We start from the raw sequence: 21,273 nt of genomic DNA on the forward strand, positions 1-21,273 counted from the left end.
CATCTGCGTCAGCATCGGCATCCGCATCGGCATCCGCGTCGGCATCGGCATCGCGTCGGCATCCGCGTCGGCATCGGCATCGGCATCGGCGTCGGCATCGGCATCTGCATCGGCATCCGCATCGGCATCCGCGTCGGCGTCGGTATCTGCATCAGCATCCGCATCGGCGTCGGTATCTGCATCAGCATCCGCGTCGGCGTCGGTATCTGCATCAGCATCCGCGTCGGCGTCGGTATCTGCATCAGCATCCGCGTCGGCGTCGGTATCTGCGTCCGCATCCGCGTCGGCGTCTGTATCTGCGTCTGCATCCGCGTCGGCGTCGGTATCTGCGTCCGCGTCAGCATCCGAATCTGCGTCAGCATCACCTTCAGGAGGTCGAGGTGGGATCGGACCAGTTTCAGGGTCCGGCGGAATCGGGCGAGGCGGGATCGGACCAGCTTCAGGGTCAGGTGGAATCGGCCCACTGCCGGGAGGAGGTGGCGGCGGTGGGGGGACGAACGGGTCGAGGCTTTCGCTGGGGCTATCGTCGCTGTACCCATTCGCCAGCGCAATCACACCCAGTGCCGCCAGGCCAGCCCAAACGGCAGGACACACAGGTACCGCTGTTGAGGGCGCGACCGCCGCTATATCCGCGCTGCTGGTCACTTGCGTGAGCGCGAAAATAGAGCCGTCTGCGCCTTTCTGGGCAAGTAGCACAGTCCCAGATTCGGGATCTTCGAGAAGAAGATCGCTTTCCGCCTGCGTCCCATCAGCAAGATAAAAATTCTCGAGGGTGACGATCTCGCCCGACACGAGCTGAATAATCAGATCGTCACCGACCTTGAAGGTCGACAGTATTTCATCTTGTGCGAGTTGGAGTTTCACGAAACCCGGAGCATCTAGAACCACATTTTCGGATTCAAATGAACTCAGAGTACCAGTTGCCTTATCGACTACCTGCGTCTGCATCCTGCGTACCTTTTCCTTGCCCCTATCTGCCGATAGAAATAAACAAACCCGACGAATACGGTGACCGAACACCGGTCACCCAACACCTCAACAGGTCATTTTTTGACCAGCTCATTCATTGGTATGGATGAGTTATGCACGAAATTCAAGTTCCCTCCGGATTCTCAAAACGAGATGCACCAATGGAGGGAGGGTTTTCGTGCCTTGAGTTGAAAAATTTGGCGCCGGCAAAGTTGATAGAGTTCACATTTTAGTCAAAACGAAAATGCAAACCCGTAGACGGCTATGTCAGCGAGAGGAGCTTCGTGCCAACCAGTGGCGAATGGCGTATTTGTAATTGGATCGGCTCTGGAATATGGCAGGCGACAAAAAGAAAAAAAGCGGCTTCCGTACCCGGCAGCCGCTTTCAGTTCATTGGTCTGGTTCTTAATCGTATTACGCGAGATTGGGATCGGGCACGCCAGTTTTATTCGGCGCATTGTCCCCATTCGGTACCGGTCCAGCCGATATGGCAGCGGTTGTCGGTTGTTTAGCCAGATTACCCGCACGGGCAGGTCTTGCTGGCCATATCGGTAACCGCATTAATTTACCAGTATGCCAATACATCCACATGACTAGTAAACACAGCGCAAACGTCACGATATAGAGTATCGATCCACCGAACGCTTGAATGACCAGTCCGCCCGCCAATGGTGCGCTCGACCAGCCAAACGCATACAGGCTCGTTGCACCGAAATAACTGCCACGCATGTTAGACGGCGCCATTCGATCTACTTGTACGCTCATGTTTGGAAAAAGAATCGCCTCGGCAATACTCAGCAAAAATATCGCCCCTATCCAACCGTAAAACCATTGAATGGGATTCAGCGCAAACCAAACCTGTCCTGCGGCCAATAGAATCATTCCGATGAAAATGCGCTGATTTACATTCACCTTCCGCATCAGGCCCAATAAAGGAAACTGTAAACAGACGATGGTCGAGGCATTGATCAGGATCATACTGGAGATCAATGTAACCACGTTTGGTGCGTCATTGATGGTCAAGTACTGGATCAAACTCGAATCCATATGGGCATAAATAAAGAGCGCAAATACATTGGCCAGAATAGTGATAAGAAACACCTTATCTTCTGCCAGCACCCGGAGTGTATCTGTGAACTTTGCCGTCGTTAACGTACTTGCAGTACTCGCTCGGCTGCCACCAAAGCGCTGGAAGGCCCAGATGAACGCAAAAAACAATCCGAGGTAACTGAGCGCCGTTACACCAAACGTCGTTTGCTGGCCACTGATACCGGCCCATACACCAATCATCGGCCCAAGCGCACTACCGACATTAATCAGGAAATAACGGAACTGCATGGCCAGCTCGCGTACTCTCGTGTCCGGAATCAAATCGCCGAACATGGCCATTGCAGGCGGCTCCCACACGGAACGACCGATCGCGCTCAAGGTAATCGCTACTGCGAATGCCGCTACGCTTTCCGCAAAGGCGAGAAACAAAAATGCAATCGCGTTGATGAGGGTGCCGCTAAACAGCAATATCTTGCGTCCAAACCGGTCGGATAAGGCTCCGGTGTAGAAACCTAGTATTGCCGCACACATGGCAGACACACTGAGCAAAGCGCCGATTTCACCTGGGCTCAGGGCAAACTTTTGATGCAGTATCACTGCGAGAAACGGCCACACCATAAAATAGGTGCCGCGCCCAAAAAAACTGCCCACAAGTACAACCCATATCAATGGGGGTAAGCCATAGAGTGATTGCCACCATTGCCTATCCATGTCGGTTTCTCCCAATTTGACGGCAAAAAAAAACCCGGAGGCCAAGGCCTTCCGGGTTTTTCCGTGGAGGGCCTTGAAAGAACCCTCCAGCGCAATGCGATATTACTGTCAGGTTAACAAGTTGCGTACCTTGCGGCCGCCATGCGCTTTACACACCTTGATGGTCCAGGTACGGACAATCAGGGAGGACGCGCCATAGACAGACTTCGCACATAGCACACCAGAGATTGCCACTGATGCCGGCCACGCATAAGCGAAACGCACTAGAACAGCGCACACAGCAAAGCCCGCGAAAATTTCGCGAATTTGCCGGGGCATCATGCTTTTTGCGTTCCGTTTGATTGGCATAAATACGATTCTGGTAAGAGCTAAATTTGTAAACTTGTTACGCATGTAGATGCTGATAAATAGATATCTAGACAGCAAGCGCTCAATCATATCCAAATGCATACGCTTTGCAAACCGTCTTCGTCAGATTTTTCCTGGCAACAGTTTGGTCATACACCGCATAGTTTTAACAGCTTCTATACTTATCCCGGCATCTCCAGTGCGCTCAAATCCTTTTCACCAAAGGTTGCCGGTACAGGCGCACAGATCACCATATTTTTTCAGCACAACTCTTTGCTCGGGACATAGCGGCAATGGTCAATTTCGCGGACTCCACTCTCCTTGTCGATGCACCCTGCGGAGCGATACAGGGAAAACTCGACCAGCTCCAGCAGGTAAAACAATTCCAGGGCATTCCCTATGCGCAACCTCCGGTAGGAGAACTACGCTGGCAGCCACCACAGATGGTCGAGCCATGGAGTCATCTCAGGGATGCGACGCGCTTTGGTATGCCGGCACCACAGAATCCATCCGACTTGTTTCAGATTCGAGGGCCTGACGGCCAAGAACCCACCAGCGAAGACTGCCTTTACCTCAACGTCTACGCACCGGCAAAGCCGCTATACGACAAGCTGCCCGTTATGGTATGGGTGCACGGCGGATCCTTTTACCTAGGTTCCAGCTGCCAAACGCTCTACGACGGTAAATACCTCGCCTCGAGTGGTCGCGCTATTGTTGTTACCTTCAATTACCGCTTGGGCGCATTCGGCTTCCTGCGGCTGTGTGATCTGAGCGATATACCGGCGACCGGAAATGAAGGATTGATGGATCAACTGGCGGCGCTGGAATGGGTAAACATAAATATTGCCGCATTTGGGGGCGACCCGGAAAACGTGACACTATTTGGTGAGTCCGCTGGCGCCATGAGCATTACTTCGCTGTTCTCCGCGTATCCACAAAGTAATCAACAGCTCTGCGGTACACTCTTCCACAAAGCCATCGTGCAAAGTGGCAACCCTGGTGTCTTCCACCATACCGAGAATGCAAATAGCCTGACAGAATTGTACCTAGACACTGTTGCGGCATCCGTGGGTAAAGCCCATCTCAACGATCTCACTACCGATAAGCTTCTACAAGCGCAGGCAACGCTACTTAGCAACCAGGCATTGAACGCGCGGTGGGGGCACCTGCCATTCAAGCCGGTGCAAGATGGCGAATTTCTATTACAAGCCCCTGTGGACGCGCTGAAAACTCCCGCTGCGGCCAGCGTGCCCATGATGGTTGGCAGCAATAGTGATGAGTGGAATTTATTTAGTGCTGCGCGTCCAGAAACCTACACACTGGATGACCAGCAAATTCGCAATCACTTGCAGCAGCAGATTCCAGACCCGATGATCTCCACACTATTGGAGCATTATCGTACCCGAGCAGAAGCGCAGGATGAGGATCCCTGGCCCCTGTGGAGCCGTGCATGGAATATGATGCTGACCGACATGGTATTTACCGTGCCTGGCCTGCGCTTGCTCAACGCCCATCAGGGAAAACGCTTTCACTATCACTTTACCCAGCCCCTGAGTGCACAACCACTGCTCGGCGCCTGCCACGCCGCCGAGCTCGGGTATGTATTTGGCACACATGGAGCCGGTGATCTTGCACACTTCTATGGGGGAGAAAGCGAACCACACCGGCTCAGTGAATCAATGCGCAATGCCTGGTTGAACTTTGCCGAGTCGGGGAACCCAGGTGACGACTGGGCAGAGTTCGACGAAGGCCACACCCAGCGGTTTGGCGAACATGGCAAGCGCGATCTCGATGCAGATGCGTTACAGGCACTCTGGCAGGGGCTGGATGACCAGCAACTGCGCGGGTTCCTCTAGTTTCTGGCGGTCATTCGAAATAGCGCTTTGACAGGCCGGGGAACAGTGAATGGCGTAAAATACAGGGGGTATTTCCCATAGAACGCAGACCGGAGTAGAGAGTTGCACGAGATTGTCTTGATCCGACACGGCGAAGCCGCCAAGTCGCCCACCGATGAGGACCCGGGGTTGACTGCCCTGGGCCACCAGCAGGCGGAACAACTCGCCAGCCACCTGAACGTGCGATACCCGGGTGGGCAAGGCGTAAGGTTGATGACTAGCCCCAAGTCCCGCGCGCGGCAGACCGCAGAGCCTGTAGCCAATCTCTGGCAAAAGCCGCTTGAGCAGCTCAATGATGTGATCGAAATTCCATCCCCGGAGGGGATTTCCCTCGCGCAGCGCGGCGACTGGATTCAGGCGTTTCTCAAGAGTAGCTGGGCCGATCTGACGGATACACAACAGGTATGGCGCAACGGGATCATTAGCGCACTCAAGTCGATCGACTCTCGCCCAGCGCAGGCCACCAGTCCCATAGAGACGACACTGGTGTTCTGTCACTTTATGGTGATCAATGCCGTGATCGCCGAGATCCGCCAGGATACGCGGATCGCACAGTTCCGGCCCGATTACACCTCGCAAACCCGGCTGTCATTGGACAATGATGTACTCACCATCGTTGAACTCGGCCTCGAGCGACATGCGCCCCACCGTATTCAGTAGGGGTGCAGGCAGGCCTATCTTTGCCGGAATCAGTTATCCAGTGCCTTGCTGACTACCTCGAAGAGATCTCTCGACAGCTCACCACTGTCCGACACCTGCTGCAATGCCGAGCGAATCTGCTCCGCTTCCTGCGAACGGTACTTTCGCCAGCGAGTAAGTGGGGTAACAATACGGGCAGCAATTTGTGGATTTAGCTTGTCCAGCGAGATCACCTGCTCAGCTAAAAATTCATACCCAGTGCCGTCCTCTTGATGGAATTGGGTAAAGTTACGCATGGCAAAGCCTCCGACGACCGCGCGTACTTTATTCGGGTTGGTAAACTCAAACGCAGGATGGGACATCAGCGCGCGCACCCGCGTCAGGCTTCCATAATGTGCGCTAGCCGCCTGCAGTCCAAACCAGGTTTCCACTACCTGGGTATCTTGCTGCCACTGCTGATAGAACGCGTCGAGGTGCTCTTCAGCCCTCTCCGCAGGGCCAAACTCAATCAATGCTGCCAGTGCTGCGGCAACATCCGTCATGTTTTCCTTGCGCACAAACTGGCTTTCCGCCAACGCCAGTGCATCCGCACTACCCGTGGCACACAGGTATGACAGGCACGTATTCTTGAGGCTGCGCTCTGCAATATCTGCCGCAACGGGCTGATAAGACTTACGCTGATCCAGCGACTGATAGCGCTTCAGGAACTGCGACTCCAGGGCTTTGGCGATAGAATCGCGCACAAATGTGCGGGCGGCGATGATAGCCTGCGCATCGATGACATCGCCGTGTTCAGCCAGCTCTTGCGCACTTGGCAGCGTCAGCATCTTCGCCACCAGCGCCGGATCGAGCTGCGTATTTTCCAAAACAGCTGACAGTCCTTGCAATAACGCCTCCGGAGTCTGCAGAGCATCCCCAGCTCGATAGGCGCGCTGCAATTCGTCGAGCGCCGCAAATGCCAGCCGCTGGCTCGCATCCCATCGATTAAACGAATCGGTGTCGTGCTGCATCAAAAACAGAAGCTGCTCACTGGTGTAGCGGTAGCGCAGCTTTACTGGGGCGGAGAATCCGCGCAGTAACGATGGCAGCGGTCGCTCAGGCATCTCTGCGAAAGTAAATGTCTGCGTGGCTTCCGTCAGATGTAAAACCTTCTCGGTGCTTCCCTCATGGTCCAGTGACAGCGCCGCGCCATACGCATCCAAAAGACCTACCGCCACCGGGATATGTAACGGCTGTTTATCTGTTTGCCCCGGCGTATCCGGTGTGTGCTGGCGAATGGTCAGGTGGTATTCCTGCGCCTCAGCGTCGTAGCTATCTTCAACATCCAGCACCGGCGTGCCACCCTGGCTATACCAGCGACGGAACTGGGTCAGGTCGGCACCATTGGCGTCTTCCATCGCCGCCACAAAATCTTCACAGGTCACTGCGCAACCGTCGTGCCGCTGAAAGTAGAGATCACTACCGCGACGAAACGCCTCGGCACCCAGGATACGATGGATCATACGCACAACTTCGGCACCCTTTTCATACACCGTCAGGGTATAGAAGTTGGAAATTTCCATATAGGACTCCGGGCGCACCGGGTGTGACATCGGGCCTGCATCCTCGGCAAATTGTGCCGTACGCAGCAAGGTGACATCTTCAATCCGCTTCACTCCGCGGGAATTCATGTCCGCAGAAAACTCCGCGTCACGAAATACAGTAAACCCCTCTTTCAGACTGAGCTGGAACCAGTCTCGGCACGTCACCCGGTTACCGGACCAGTTGTGGAAGTATTCATGGGCAACGATCGCCTCGATACGCTGGAATGCTGCATCGGTTGCGGTCTCCGGGCTCGCGAGAACACATGCGGAATTGAAGATGTTCAACCCCTTGTTTTCCATCGCGCCCATATTGAAATGGTCAACCGCGACAATCATAAAGATATCCAGGTCATACTCCCGACCATAGACTTCTTCATCCCATTTCATGGACTTCTTCAGAGACTCCATGGCATGGGCGGTCTTGCCAATATTCTTTGACTCGGTGAACAGCTGTAAAGTCACTTTGCGGCCACTGCTCGTAGTAAAGTGATCTTCGACAAACTGCAGGTCACCAGCAACCAGGGCAAATAGATAGGAAGGTTTGGCGAACGGGTCTTCCCAGGTCACACGCATGCGCCCATCTTCGGTCGTACCGCTGTCAATCTTGTTGCCGTTTGACAGAAGAACGGGGTAGGTGGCAGGTGCAACGATGGTGGTGGTGAACACACTCATCACATCCGGGCGATCTGGATAGAACGTGATCTTGCGGAAGCCTTCCGCCTCACACTGGGTGCAGTACATGCCATTGGAAAGGTATAACCCCTCCAGCGACGTATTACTTTCCGGCGCGATGCGGGTTTGCACCTCCAGAACAAACGATGCCTTATCCACAGTCAGCAACAAACCATCCGTTTGTTCGCTGTAGCGCTGGGCCGGCAGCAGCTCACCATCTACCGCAACGGAGAGCAGCTCGAGATCCACTCCGTCGAGCCATAATGGCGGAAGGCTCCCGTTACTATTAGCCGCCGGATTGCGCCGGACCTGCAACCGGGACTTCACCAGTGTGGCTTGCGGATCGAGATCGAACGTCAGCTCCGTTCGGTCAATCAAATAATCCGGAACCTGGTAGTCTTTCAGGAAAATCGTTTGTGGCTGTGTGTCTTGCATTCTAAACAGTCTCTGGTAAATCTCGTGGATAGGCGACTAACCCGCCCTCACCGTGCAATCAATAAACGTGTGATCAGTAACCCGCAGCCTGGCCATCTTTCCGGCTTTCAGAAGCACCGTGGTACACGCCGTTTTCGGCCTTCTGAATTGCTTGATAGCCGCCATAAGGACCGCTTTCAAAGCGAACTTGGTGCCCCATCTGCACAAGCTTGCGACGGGTTTCCATGGGGAAACCGTCTTCTAGGCTGAGATAGCCGCCATCTTCCATCAGTTCATCGGTAGGCTGGCTGGAACCACTGTGCAAAATTCGGGGCGCATCACCGGCCTCCTGCACATTCATACCGAAGTCCAGCATATTGATGACGATCTGCGCATGCATCTGCGGCTGGGTTGCTCCACCCATGACGCCGAAGCTCAACCAGGGTTTACCGTCCTTGGTCACAAATGCGGGGATGATGGTGTGGAATGGACGCTTGCCCGGCGCATATTGGTTGAAATGTCCTTCCTTTAAGCTGAACATTTCTCCGCGGTCCTGCAGGATAAAACCCAGCTCGCCAGGGGTCATACCAGACCCCATTCCCCGATAATTACTCTGGATCAGCGAGACCATGTTGCCGTCTTTGTCCGCAGTAGTGAGGTAAATGGTGTCACCATGCCGAAGGGCGACGGTCCCTGCCTCGTAGCGCTTTGCCGCCTTATTGGGGTCAATCAGGGCACGACGCTTCTCCGCGTAGGATTTGGAGATCAGCTCCTGCACCGGCAGCTGATTGAAGTCGGGGTCGGCGTAGTATTTGGCACGATCCTCGAATGCGAGCTTTTTGGCTTCGGCGAACAGGTGAATATATTCTGGACTCGTACGCCCTAGCTTTTTCAGGTCATACGCTTCCAGGATATTGAGAATTTGCAGTGCCGCGATACCCTGGCCGTTCGGTGGCAGCTCCCACACATCGTACCCACGGTAGTTGGTGGAAACCGGCTCTACCCAATCGGACGTGTGAGTGGCCAGATCCTCGTAGGACAGGAAACCGCCATTGGCTTTCATATAACGGTCGATCTCGCGCGCGATATCGCCTTTATAAAAGGCATCGCGACCACCATCGGCAATTTTCTGCAGGGTATTGCCAAGGCGTGGATTTCGAAAAAGGTCGCCTTCCTGTGGAGCCTTGCCACCGGGCATATATGTCTCCCGGAACCCGGGAAACTTCTCGAGCTTGGGAACCGATCGATTCCAGTAGTACGCGACCAGCTGAGTAACGGGAAACCCTTCATTCGCATAGCGGATGGTAGGAGCCAGCAGCTCCTGCATGGGCAACTTGCCGAATTTTTCGTGCAACTCAAACCAGCCATCTACCGCGCCCGGCACTGACACGGGCAAAGGACCATGGGATGGTATTTTTTCCAGATTATTATCGGCAAAGTACTGAAATGCCAGAGACTTTGGCGACCGGCCACTGGCATTGAGCCCAAACAGCTTTTTATCTTGGGCGCTCCAGACAATGGCGAACAGATCGCCGCCAATACCGTTGCCCGTTGGCTCCATCAGTCCTTGCGCCGCATTGGCAGCAATTGCTGCGTCGACGGCACTGCCGCCTTTTTTTAGAATATCCAGCGCCACTTGCGTCGCCAGGGGATGGCTGGTAGCGGCCATACCCTGTGTTGCCAGCACCGGTGAGCGACTGGCGAACCCTTCACCATTCACACGGTCATAAGCGGTAACGCTGGCAGAAAACAACAAGGTGCCTAAAAATGCACCGGCTGTGACGGCTGCCGCCCGCACCATACCTGGTATTTTTGGCGCTCGCACAACTCTGCGCATGCAACGCTTGGGGAAAAATGTCATCTGGAATTTCACAATAACTGCCCTTCTCGTTATTCTCAGAACAAGTCTCTCTGTAATAGCCATATCGGTCAACTAAGGTATTCGCGCGCGTGACATCCCGCCTCTCCCATCGCAAAGCGAAGGTGCTGGTACGCTATTTTGTCGCTTTCATTCTGGCGGTTGTTGTTGCCGCGGCGATCAGTTGGGTCACCCGGCATACCTGGCTGCCGTGGTTAATTAATCTACAGCTGGATAATGCGCACGTAACCGCCATTGAGCGGTTTCAGATATCCCGGGAAGATGGCGGCTGGCACGCGGATATCCAGCAACTGGTCATCGAAACGGCGCAGGGCCAGCAGATTACCCTTAACGAACTCCAGGTAAGACAACTCAACCATATCATCGCCCAGATTGTTACGCCCAACGACACGCCCGCCCCCGATGCCGAGATATCTATCGACCAGATGACGATCGAGAAGTTGGGCGACTCCGGCGTGCAACCTGGTTCCACCGATGCAGCGCAGGATCCCGAACCGAAGGCGACGACTGCGCGAGAGTCCGGTGCTGATGACTCCCAAATCACAGGCGTGGAAAAAATAGGAGATGCGCAAAACCAGGTACCAACAATCAGCGGCCTGCTGCGCCAGCTTCAAGCGCTTCCAGTGCGGAGTATCGAGATTCACTCACTTCGCCTACCGGACACTCTGCCGGGATCCTCTACGGCGCACTTTTCTATCAACCGTCAGGGGGCCATTAATGGGGATATACGCTATTCGGCCTGCGATGGATGCCTGATTTCTGTGCATATACAGCCGCATAGTGACAGCCCACCATTTCAGTTTGAACTCTCCCGCGAAAAAGTTGTGGTTGCCAAGGTCACCGGCAATCTGCAGAACATGACCCACAGTGCTCCTCTAGCCTGGAATATTTCGACCGACACCACGCTCATCGCCAAACCACTGTCCGAGTTACTTTCAGACCTCGCGCAACCGCTGCCCGCTTCTTCCGCAGGGCGCTGGCAAGAATGGCTGGTACTGCTCGCGCAAAGCAGTGGCTCGACGACGGTCAACCTGAGTGGCCAAATCGACGATGCCCTAGGCGGACTGCAGAGCTTGAGCAACCTGCGCAGCGAAATCCAAATCGATGATCTGGCGGTGCCACTCCCCGAAACACTGCTAGGCACGCCCCTACTGATCTCCACGCATACCAACACGCCGATTCGAATTACCCTGAAAAGCCTGTCTCCGCTTGCAGCGCAGGAAATTAGCGGCGACCTCGTGATTGAAGCGCAGGGTCAGATGCAGGGAGAAAATACATCATTACTCAACGCAGAAATCCAACTTGCGGAATCCTCGGAGGGACTCCCTCAGGTTGAGATTAATGGCGAGCTTGACCAGTCACATTGGCAAGAAATACTTGAGCACCCAAGATTTAAAAGGCATTTAGCGGGATACGAGGTTACAGGACTCTCCGGTGAACAAGAATTTTCAGTGTCATTTACCCTACCGAATCTGAATACCAAGCTTATTGCGGAGCAGCAATACCTGCGCAACTTCACTGCAGAGTGGAAGCCCTCTGACAATACCGAGTTCACGCTGAGCCTGCCGAAAACGAAAACACCCGCAGCCCTGGAAAAATGGCATACGACCCAGATCAGTTTGCGCGGTGACCAACCTGTGACACTGAGCGCGCAGCAGATCCCGGGTCCGTTGCAAGTAAGTACCCCCCAATTCACGGTAATGATGGAAACAGCTGGAAAAACAGGAGGCGGCACCCAATCCAAACTCACCGCTGGACTGAAGGAAATTGCCTGCACTGATGTTTTCAGGAAGACCTGCACATTCCAGCTCGACATCCAGGGCTCCAACCTCTCCGCACCAGGGGACAAGACACGGGTAGACAACCTTGCTCTCGCGACCAGCATCGAAATGAATGCCAGTCAGGATCCCGCGTCGACCATTGTGCGGTTCAGCAACGTCAATGTGAGCATCGATAAAAGTACATCCGGAGAAATAAGCGCAGAAAATTCCGAGCTTTTCTCCCAGGAGGTACGCTGTGAAATCCACAGGATCAGAATGCATTGTGATTCGCCGCAACTTGCTGTCAGCTTTGCACCCATGGCGCTTGCGGGACACAGCCTTGAAGGAATCGTTTTCCTCGAGGACATCAGCCTCACAACATCAGAGCCCCAGAACGCAGAAAAGACAGCCGATGACGACCTGATCGTAACCGGTGCCGGCAACTATCGTGCAGACCAGCTGACCATCAAAACCGTCAATGCATTAACCATACAATTGGCATCCCATGGAAAAGTTGCGCTTCATGACCAACAGTTAACCGGCGTCAGTACAGTCGTCAATGGCCCCCTACAATTCAGCAGCAATTGGCAACACAACCTGAAGAATCAAACCGGACAACTGGAGCTTACGCTTCCTACCACAGAGTTCAGTAGCAGCAATTCTTTGGCACTGGGCATCGATGGGCTACCGGCAAACCTCGTAGGTGGCAAGCTTGAGGGCTCTGCAAAGCTACACTGGCCTAACATCCAAAGAGATGCTGCCAAGATCTCATTAACGGATGCCGTTATTCAGTACAACGACAGCTACGCGGTCGGCATCGACTCCACCATTGCACTCGGGCGAGAGGGCGATTCATGGGCAACCACTGCCCCTGCACGCGTTTCGGCCAGTACCATTGACGCGGGCGTCGCACTCAAGAACCTGCATTTTGATCTGACATTCGATACCTCCGGGGATGTCGTTCTGGACGATTTCTCCGCAGAGCTGCTCGAGGGAGCCCTGACATCAGAGACAGTGAAGTGGAACTTTGAAGGAGAAAAGCGACTATCCACTTTCCAGTTTACTGGCATTTCCCTCCGTGCACTGACCACCGAGCTGGAATCCACTAACTTTTCCGCAAGTGGACTATTGGATGCGACCATACCCATTACCATCGATGCCCAAGGCGTCACGGTCGAAGACGGAAGTGTGCAGTCGCGGCCACCGGGAGGTCGCATGCGCTACTACGGCGCATTCTCCCCACAAATGCTGTCGAGTAACCCACAACTGAAACTGGTGGCTGGGGCCCTTGAGGATTACACCTATCGGGACATTCATGGCACTATGCAGTACCCATTGAGTGGTGACTTGCAGCTCAACCTGAAGTTGACTGGCAATAGTCAGGCGATCGATACGAAACGCGATCTGATCATCAACCTGAATCTTGAAAATAATGTTCCGAGCATGCTTCGCTCATTGCAGGCCAGCCGTGACTTGACCGATGTATTGGAACAGCAAACGCAATGAAGCTGGCCGCCAGGGCAAGATACACCCAGGCAGGGCACTATTATCGGCGCCAGGTACCCAGTGGGATCGATGTGTTCAGGAACGGTTAATCCTGGACTATCTATAGTAATCAGCAACCATTGCGTGCATCCCCCTTCCGTTTGGCGGGATAATGGCAATTGGCGCCTTTTCGGCTTTTTTCGCTCCGCGATTTGAGCACTGCTGGAAGGGCCATTATCAGAGAGTCGCAGGAGTTAGTCGTGAACCAAGCAGACAATTTGAAGCCGCTGGCTTTATGGGGAGCATTGGCCCTCAGTGGAATCTTGATCGGATGTACCCCCACGGTAGCGGTCCAGGCCCCAAGCGAGCCCATAACGGTTAATCTCAATGTCAAAATCGAACACGAAATCCGTGTAAAAGTTGACAAAGAGTTGGACGATTTGTTTGACGACAAGGAAGGCATTTTCTAGGGCTGACAAATTTAACGTCGCCGCCGGATAACTGAAGGACATACAAACATGTTGAATACGTTTACTTCTCCCGCAGAACACCGCAAGACAGAAAAGCGCCACAGCAAACCATTGCTCGCAGGCGTGCTAATGATCATCGCCTTTTTGTTTGCGCTTCCCGCCAGCGCCATCACGCTGAAGCAGGCGCAGACACAGGGACTAGTTGGTGAGGCGAACAGTGGTTATGTCGCTATCGTTCAGGACAGCTCACCAGAACTGGAAAAACTGGTGAATGAGGTAAATCGCAAGCGTAAAAATGAATACGCCGCGATCGCCAAGCGCAACAAGATTGATATCAGTCAGGTTGCCGCCAGAGCTGCAGAAAAGTTAGAGGCCCGGCTCAATAAAGGCGAGTACTACCAGGACAATCTAGGTCGCTGGAAGCAAAAGTAATTATCTGGCGACATAAAAAAACCCGCAACATAAGTTGCGGGTTTTCGGCCCGGCGCTGACGTAAAGTCCGCGCTGCTCAAAGATTGGCGAACAGCGACATGCCGTCCAGACCTTGACTCTCCATGACTTCACGCAGACGCTTCAGCGCATCCACTTGAATCTGGCGAACACGCTCGCGCGTCAAGCCTATTTCGCGACCAACCTCTTCCAATGTACTGGCCTCGTAACCCCGCAGCCCGAAACGACGGGACACGACTTCGCACTGCTTATCCGGCAACTCACCCAACCAGCGATTAATACTGTCAAACAGGTCGGTATCCTGCAGTAGTTCCGCTGGGTCGGATTCCTGTTGGTCAGGGATTGTATCTACCAGGGTTTTCTCAGACGAAGGACCGATTGGTGTATCGACTGAGGTAACACGTTCATTGAGACCGAGCATACGCTCCACGTCTTCAACGGGCTTTTCCAGCAAATTGGCGATTTCTTCCGCCGTTGGCTCATGGTCCAGCTTTTGAGCCAGTTCCCGTGAGGCTCGCAGGTAAACATTGAGCTCTTTCACAACATGAATGGGCAGACGGATGGTCCGCGTTTGATTCATGATGGCACGCTCAATCGTTTGGCGAATCCACCAGGTGGCGTAAGTCGAGAACCGGAAACCCCGCTCAGGGTCGAACTTTTCTACTGCACGAATAAGGCCGAGGTTGCCCTCTTCGATCAAGTCCAGGAGCGCCAGACCGCGACTAACGTAGCGACGGGCGATTTTCACAACCAGTCGCAGGTTACTTTCAATCATGCGCTTGCGAGCCGCCGCGTCACCACGTAGCGCTTTGCGTGCGTAGTAGACTTCTTCTTCGGCGGTTAAAAGAGGGGAGAATCCGATTTCGTTGAGATACAACTGAGTAGCGTCGAGATTTTTTTGCCCGGCCGCGTCATCAAGCTTTCGTATGGTCGTTTTTGTGGATGTGCTTTTCGAAGTTGACTTCGATGTCTTATGGGAGATTGTTTCGGAGTTTTTTTTTGCCGCCTTGCTCCGGGTACGACTTGTTTTGGTTTCGGTTAAGGTTTTTTCCTGATCGAAAGACTCCGGCGCCATATCTGTTTTAGCACCAAAATCCACTTGATCATGACGTTGTGCTTCCATTTCCCCAACTCCTTGTACTTTGCCTGTATCAGCCGCTTGCGACAGCTTGCGATTACAGAATCGGTCACTGTCAGATACGACAGCCTCCGTTCTCGGCAACTCACCGTCAGTGGTGAGTAGGGTCACTGCAGGGCAGCTACTTCCGATCCCGGTGACTACCTCAAGTGGTTATTAATAAAAATCCATTTTTATTGCACAACAGCGTATGGGTGAGTGGCTACCGCACCTGGTTCGGCAGGTTCCTAAGGCAAATAGGCCAAAGGATCTACCGGTTGACCATTTTTACGAATCTCAAAGTGGAGCATATCGCGGTCGGTACCACTCGAACCCAGTTCCGCTATCCGTTGCCCTGCTCTGACTCTCGTGCCCTCACCAACAAGCAACTTGTCGTTGTGGGCATAAGCACTGAGGAATTCCTCGTTGTGCTTGATGATCAAAAGTTTGCCGTACCCTCTCAGTGCGCTTCCGGCGTAAATCACGGTGCCATCCGCCGCTGCCTGAACAGATTCCCCCTTTTTCCCGGCGATATCAACACCCTTGCGCAAGGGGTCGTTGGGCTGGAAGCGAGAGAGTACCCTGCCACGAACCGGCCACCGCCATTTTGTGACACTTTTATTACCGTCCGAAATTGACGATTTTTTCACGACCTTGGGCGATGGCTTGGATACCTTGGTAGGCACTTTACGGGTCACTTTTTTTGTTTTGGCGACCTTCTTAGTGGTGGGCTGGCTGACGGCAACCGGAACTCGGCCGGTCAACGCGAGACGCTGCCCGGGAAATATCCGGTAAGGAGGAGCAATCCGGTTTACTGCGGCTAACTCTTTGAAATCTTTACCGTAACGCCATGCAATGGAATACAGAGTTTCGCCTTTACTCACCGTGTGATGACGAATCTTCTGACTTGGGGGCTGTTGTAAAGACGCGGTAGGCGCCAGATTGCTGGCGCAGGAGGCAACCAGCAGGACCGCACAAAAAACACTCAGAAGCCGACCCAGTAAAAAAGGACAAAGGCGCAAAAAACAACCGCTAAAGACAGCAGATCTGGGCTTAAAATGTTGATATATGCGCCGTTTCATTATTCTCTTTTTACATCAAAGGGGACCATTTATGGAAAAAGCGTCTAAAGAAAATCCCTGAATCAGCGGCCTTTGACAGCCAAAAAATCTGTTTACAGAAAATTTACGTAGACATCGTTTGGTCACTGTCGGGGGACCACTCCTGCCGAGGTTACGGCGGACCTAAATCGAGTCGCCGTTGACCGTTTTCCCCGTAGGTCATTGCCCAATTTACTGTACGACTTTTCCTACATTGCGGCTATGCAGCCACTCAATACCCAAAACCAGAACGATCGCCACAAGCCCTGCTGAGGCCGCGCCCACAATATAAGAAGGCTCTCCAGTAGCGCTTGTGAACTCTCCGGGCCACACGTTGGACAGCATTGGCGCTAGCTTGGCACTGCTCAACTCCCCGACACCGCCATTTGCGAGTTTCCAGGGCCACACGATTTTCAAACTTCCGAGTAACACGCCGACCAGGAACGAAAGCGTCACAGAGGGAAAACGGTGCATCAGCCAGGACAGTACACGGCTGAACAATAACAGCCCGCAGCCCGCCCCCGCCGCGAACCACACCAGCGCGCCAACCTGCAGTTCGTGCACCGCGCTGATCACCTGTGGATAAATACCAATCATGAGCAGGATGAAGGAGCCGGAAATTCCCGGCAGGATCATCGCGCAGATTGCCACGGCGCCGGAGAAGAACAAGGTATACGGCGTTGCAACTATCTCCGTCGGCCGCATTTCACTGACGAGGATCGCCAGGGCAACCCCGGATAAAAGCGCCAGCCAGCTGGACCACTGCCAGTGCACTACCCGGCGCCCAATGGGTACAACGGAAGCGAGAATCAAGCCAAAGAAAAAAGACCAAACGAGAATTGGATAATTTTCGAGCAGAAAACTGATTAGCTTGGCCAGGCTAAAAATGCTGACCAACACGCCGCTGAAGAGCGCCAACAGGAAGCCTCCATTGATTTCCCGCCAGGTAGCAGCAATACCATTTCGAAACAGAGACACCACAGTATGGGGGCCAATCTTGCTCAGTGAGTCGAGCAGCTCCTGATAGATACCGGTAATAAAGGCAATAGTGCCCCCGGAAACACCGGGGACAACATCCGCGGCCCCCATGGCCAGGCCGCGCAAACCAACGCCCCAGTAACGACTTCGCAATATGGTGTTTGCCGGCGCCTTGCTTCCGGTCATTAGCGCACCACTCCGCTAAGTAGAGGCACAAACCGAACCGGCTCGGCCTTTTCCACATCAAAGCGCTCCCCGTCTTCGCTGCGCGTGACAATCGTCAGGTATTGGCGCTCACTCCCCACAGGAATGACCATCACGCCCCCCGGGGCCAGCTGTTCACGCAATTCGTCGGGAACCGTCGCGGGTGCCGCTGCACACAGAATGGCATCGAAGGTTTTCTGCTCAGGCCAACCAAAACCGCCACTGCTCAAGCGCATTTCCACATTGAATATCCCCAATTCACGCATCCGCTGACGGGCTTTGACCAACAGTGGCTCAACCCGTTCCACGGAATACAGCTTGTCTACGAGGCGGGAGAGAATGGCGGTTTGGTAGCCCGAGCCGGCACCCACTTCTAATACACATGCCCGTGACGAAGCCCTACTGAGCAATAACTCGGTCATCCGGGCAACAATGTAGGGTTGGGAGATGGTCTGCCCATAGCCAATGGGCAATGCGGTGTCTTCGTAGGCACGTATCGCCAGGGCTTCATCCAAAAACAGGTGGCGGGGGGTGGACGCCATTACGTCCAGCACTTCTTCGTTGCTGATCCCCTCATCGCGCAACCGTTGAATCAAACGATTGCGCGTGCGCTGGGATGTCATACCCAGGCCTTCGTGTCTAAATCGATCCATAAGGATTGATAGTCTCCCTACAAGCGAGTCGCCGGGCCCCGAGCGGCCCTCCAGCAAGGAGGAGCACACCTTCCGGCAATGGACCGGGAAGACTCTGGCTTCCACAGTCACCGTTTGTTGTCGTTAATTTTTACTTATTTTAGGGCCACAGAAGATTGATTGGCCAGCTCGGCCACCTCCCGCAGCAGGGCTGTGGCAAATGTGCCTGGTGGCAGTGCAAAGGCAAGCACCAGATCCTTGCCCTTTTCCTGCTCTTCCCACCGATACTCAAACCCTTGTGGTATCAACATGAGTGGTCGGCGTTCCTGGCTCAAACCACCATGTTCCAGCCAGTCCTGCCAGGCCTGCCAAGGCGCCATGGCGGTTTCCTCCAGCGCGAGCTGCTCACCGGACGCCATATTTCTGCCGCGCCCCCACAGTGGGCCGCTGCCTGTCGCCTCCGGTTCGCCTTCGAGGGTTTCCATCCACGTGCCCTGTTCCACTCGGGCAGCCAGTACCTGGTTAAAAAGCCAACTGCGCGCGGCAGATAAAGCAAACGCTTTCTGATTGCGCGGCAGGCGTTTGCGCTTGCCGGCGATTGGCTCTGCCACGATCCGCTCGACCAGATCGAGGTTACCGCCGTTGTGGCCAAAGCGCTGCTCGCCGAAGTAATTGGGTACACCTTTATGTAGCTGCGCGAGTACGCTTTCTGCAGCCGCACAGTCACCCGTTACGTTGCGCAGCCGAATCTGGAAACGGTTGGCCAAGTGCCCACCGCGGCGCAGCTTGCGAGCGCCACGGAAGTGCTGCAGGACCTGCACTTCTTCATTATCGAGCTGCGCCCAATTGGGTTCGGGCTTCTGCGCCAGCCAGACACTGAACCACTGGGTAGTTACCGCATGGCGATCTTTCAGGCCGAAGTAGCCCACATCGTTACATTGCACGCCGGCGAGCTGAGCCAGTTGCTGGGCGACGAAGCCCGTATTGGCGCCACGCTTACGAATTTGCAGGTACACATGCTCGCCGGCTTCCTCTTGCGGCGTCGCCAGTTCATCCACAACAAAGTCTTCAGGCTGGCTGCGAAAATCTGCCTTCACAGCGGCACCGCCGAGTGCGCGGGGCCAATTCAAATCCCACGCCTGCTCGCTCTCCCCGGCAGGGGCATTCTCTGCGTCGCTCACAATTTCTCCAACAGCACCACCGCTTGGGCGGCGATACCTTCTTTACGGCCGGTAAATCCGAGCTTTTCACTGGTGGTGGCTTTGACACTGATCGCGCCGGTTTCCACCGCGCAATCGGCGGCGATATGCGCCCGCATGGCGTCGATGTGCGGGGCCATTTTGGGCGCCTGAGCCACTAGTGTCGCATCGGCATTGACCAGTCGGTAACCGTGCTGATGGATCAAACCCACGACATGACGCAACAGCACGCGGCTGTCGGCACCAGCGTATGCTTCGTCAGTATCGGGAAAATGTTTACCTATATCACCGAGGGCCAATGCGCCCAGAAGCGCGTCGGCAAGGGCATGCAGCAACACATCGCCATCAGAGTGCGCCACCAGTCCCTGTTCATGCGCAATCCGAACGCCGCCCAGGACGACGTGATCTCCTGGGCCGAAGGCATGTACATCGATGCCCTGGCCAATTCTGAAGCTCATAGTTTGTTTCCTGATGCGGCGCCGTCGGAGCGATGACGAAGTAAGGCTTCGGCGAGCACCAGATCCGACGGGTGGGTAATTTTGAAGTTGCTGCGGCAGGCTGCCACCAGTTCGGGAGCATGGCCCGCCAACTCGAGTGCGCTGGCTTCGTCGGTGATTGCCTTGGGGTTCTCAGCCAGACCTCGCTGCAGAGCTTGCAGTAATGTGCCAAGCGGGGCTTTCTGAGGTGTTTGTGCGAGCCAGATTTGTTCCCTGGGCAGAGTTTGTCGAACAGAGTTCTCATCACCGGCGAGCTTAACGGTATCGCTGGCAGGCTGGGCAAGTAGTGCCATGGGGGCGGCGGCGAGAAGTTTGTCGATATCTTCGGTACTGACCAGCGGCCGTGCGGCATCGTGGACCAACACTGAGGTGGTCGGTGACTGGTATTGGCTCAGGTACTCGAGGGCGGCCAGGACGGAATCGGCACGCTCGGCACCACCAATAACGGTGTGGATCTTGTCGTTTTGCCCACATGCAAGTGTTGCGAATACGTCATCGTCTGCGGAAATCGCAACTACAACGCCTTGCAGTCCGGGCCAGGATAATATGTTCTCGAGGGTATGGGCGATGAGTGGCTTGCCATCAATGGGCAGGTACTGCTTGGGTGTGGTTGCGCCCATACGTTTGCCGGCGCCAGCGGCGGGAACGACGACCCAATAATCAGTGGTCGCTTGGCTTTCGATGGGGGTCATTGTTTTTCTCGCTGTGACTGCGCAGGATTTTTGTGCTCATCCTGGTCGAGAAAAATAAACAGGGTTTCGCCCTCTTTGATAAGGCCGAGGTCGTAGCGGGCTTTGGCTTCGACGCCGTCGGTGCCTTCTTTGAGGCTGCGGACTTCCCGCAGGAGGTGGCGGTTTTCCCGCTCGAGTGCAGCATTTTTTCGCTGCTGCTCTTCAAGCTGCCGTTCGAGCCTGGTCACATCCGCAAAACTGCCCTCGCCCACCCAAAATCGATATTGGGTGACCAGCAGCATTACTGTGAGGATTGCCAGCAGCCATTTCATTTGTTTTGTTCTCTATCTGGCGTTTCTGGGTACCCACGGTTCGTGTTCCGTGGCGGCTCCGCTACCGGGGCTAGTTCGCGAGACACGCCGTGCACCCATCCATGGGGGCTCTGCGAAAACATCCGTGTTTTCGAAGGTCTCGCGAACTAGCCCCGGTATCGAAGCCTTCGCATCAGCACATTAGCTCCGATACGAGTTCTAGCCAGTTTACCGGGCTT

At 54.6% G+C, this 21,273-nt stretch carries 17 protein-coding genes; 5 read left to right on the top strand and 12 right to left on the bottom strand.

Annotated elements, in window-relative coordinates:
* The coding region (locus AS89_RS18855; RefSeq protein WP_010131478.1) for a BapA/Bap/LapF family prefix-like domain-containing protein at positions 1-948 on the bottom strand (948 nt) is incomplete at its 3' end.
* A gap of 435 nt (positions 949-1,383) precedes the next feature.
* On the bottom strand, positions 1,384-2,730 hold the full coding sequence (locus tag AS89_RS0105725) for an MDR family MFS transporter (RefSeq protein WP_010131480.1): 1,347 nt from the start codon (positions 2,728-2,730) through the stop codon (positions 1,384-1,386).
* A gap of 641 nt (positions 2,731-3,371) precedes the next feature.
* Between AS89_RS0105725 and AS89_RS0105735 the strand changes: the two genes are divergently transcribed.
* Together AS89_RS0105735 and AS89_RS0105740 are read left to right on the top strand one after the other, a co-directional pair.
* On the top strand, positions 3,372-4,934 hold the full coding sequence (locus tag AS89_RS0105735; RefSeq protein ID WP_033230029.1) for a carboxylesterase/lipase family protein: 1,563 nt from the start codon (positions 3,372-3,374) through the stop codon (positions 4,932-4,934).
* Between the two features lie 102 nt (positions 4,935-5,036).
* Entirely contained in the window at positions 5,037-5,633 is a 597-nt protein-coding gene (locus AS89_RS0105740; protein ID WP_010131483.1) for a histidine phosphatase family protein, read from the top strand.
* A 29-nt stretch (positions 5,634-5,662) separates the two neighbouring features.
* Here the strand turns inward: AS89_RS0105740 and pepN are convergent, their stop codons facing one another.
* Positions 5,663-8,302, bottom strand: coding sequence for an aminopeptidase N (gene pepN, locus AS89_RS0105745; protein ID WP_010131484.1), 2,640 nt, complete (start codon positions 8,300-8,302; stop codon positions 5,663-5,665).
* 73 nt (positions 8,303-8,375) lie between these two features.
* A complete protein-coding gene (gene ggt / locus AS89_RS0105750; RefSeq protein WP_237709637.1) occupies positions 8,376-10,142 on the bottom strand; it encodes a gamma-glutamyltransferase in 1,767 nt (588 codons plus the stop codon).
* Between the two features lie 122 nt (positions 10,143-10,264).
* On the opposite strand from ggt, the gene AS89_RS0105755 reads away from it, so the two are divergent.
* The 3 genes from AS89_RS0105755 to AS89_RS0105765 all read left to right on the top strand — a co-directional run bounded on the left by AS89_RS0105755 (position 10,265) and on the right by AS89_RS0105765 (position 14,307).
* Entirely contained in the window at positions 10,265-13,426 is a 3,162-nt protein-coding gene (locus tag AS89_RS0105755) for an intermembrane phospholipid transport protein YdbH family protein (RefSeq protein ID WP_029249823.1), read from the top strand.
* A 239-nt stretch (positions 13,427-13,665) separates the two neighbouring features.
* The gene (locus AS89_RS0105760; RefSeq protein WP_237709638.1) at positions 13,666-13,875 is read left to right on the top strand and encodes a YnbE family lipoprotein; all 210 of its coding nucleotides are present in this window, start codon (positions 13,666-13,668) and stop codon (positions 13,873-13,875) included.
* 48 nt (positions 13,876-13,923) lie between these two features.
* Positions 13,924-14,307 (top strand): YdbL family protein, encoded by a 384-nt coding sequence (locus AS89_RS0105765; protein ID WP_010131489.1) that lies wholly within the window; start codon positions 13,924-13,926, stop codon positions 14,305-14,307.
* Between the two features lie 76 nt (positions 14,308-14,383).
* On the opposite strand, the gene rpoS is transcribed toward AS89_RS0105765, so the two are convergent.
* The 8 genes from rpoS to AS89_RS0105805 all read right to left on the bottom strand — a co-directional run bounded on the left by rpoS (position 14,384) and on the right by AS89_RS0105805 (position 21,055).
* Complete coding sequence (gene rpoS / locus AS89_RS0105770) at positions 14,384-15,448, bottom strand: RNA polymerase sigma factor RpoS (protein WP_010131490.1); 1,065 nt, start codon at positions 15,446-15,448, stop codon at positions 14,384-14,386.
* A 242-nt stretch (positions 15,449-15,690) separates the two neighbouring features.
* Positions 15,691-16,443, bottom strand: a complete 753-nt coding sequence (locus AS89_RS0105775; protein ID WP_029249827.1) for a peptidoglycan DD-metalloendopeptidase family protein — start codon at positions 16,441-16,443, stop codon at positions 15,691-15,693.
* 291 nt (positions 16,444-16,734) lie between these two features.
* Entirely contained in the window at positions 16,735-17,706 is a 972-nt protein-coding gene (locus AS89_RS0105780; protein ID WP_010131493.1) for a DUF368 domain-containing protein, read from the bottom strand.
* Positions 17,706-18,377 (bottom strand): protein-L-isoaspartate(D-aspartate) O-methyltransferase, encoded by a 672-nt coding sequence (locus tag AS89_RS0105785; protein ID WP_010131494.1) that lies wholly within the window; start codon positions 18,375-18,377, stop codon positions 17,706-17,708. Before AS89_RS0105785 ends, AS89_RS0105780 begins: the two co-directional genes overlap by 1 nt.
* A gap of 134 nt (positions 18,378-18,511) precedes the next feature.
* Complete coding sequence (truD, locus tag AS89_RS0105790; protein ID WP_010131495.1) at positions 18,512-19,537, bottom strand: tRNA pseudouridine(13) synthase TruD; 1,026 nt, start codon at positions 19,535-19,537, stop codon at positions 18,512-18,514.
* On the bottom strand, positions 19,534-20,013 hold the full coding sequence (gene ispF / locus AS89_RS0105795; protein WP_010131496.1) for a 2-C-methyl-D-erythritol 2,4-cyclodiphosphate synthase: 480 nt from the start codon (positions 20,011-20,013) through the stop codon (positions 19,534-19,536). The genes truD and ispF overlap by 4 nt, the downstream gene beginning before the upstream one ends.
* The gene (gene ispD, locus AS89_RS0105800) at positions 20,010-20,744 is read right to left on the bottom strand and encodes a 2-C-methyl-D-erythritol 4-phosphate cytidylyltransferase (protein ID WP_010131497.1); all 735 of its coding nucleotides are present in this window, start codon (positions 20,742-20,744) and stop codon (positions 20,010-20,012) included. The genes ispF and ispD overlap by 4 nt, the downstream gene beginning before the upstream one ends.
* Entirely contained in the window at positions 20,741-21,055 is a 315-nt protein-coding gene (locus tag AS89_RS0105805; protein ID WP_010131498.1) for a septum formation initiator family protein, read from the bottom strand. The genes ispD and AS89_RS0105805 overlap by 4 nt, the downstream gene beginning before the upstream one ends.
* Between the last annotated feature and the right edge of the window lie 218 nt (positions 21,056-21,273).

Source organism: Microbulbifer agarilyticus S89 (assembly GCF_000220505.1).
In the GTDB taxonomy this organism is placed as follows: Bacteria; Pseudomonadota; Gammaproteobacteria; order Pseudomonadales; family Cellvibrionaceae; genus Microbulbifer; species Microbulbifer agarilyticus_B.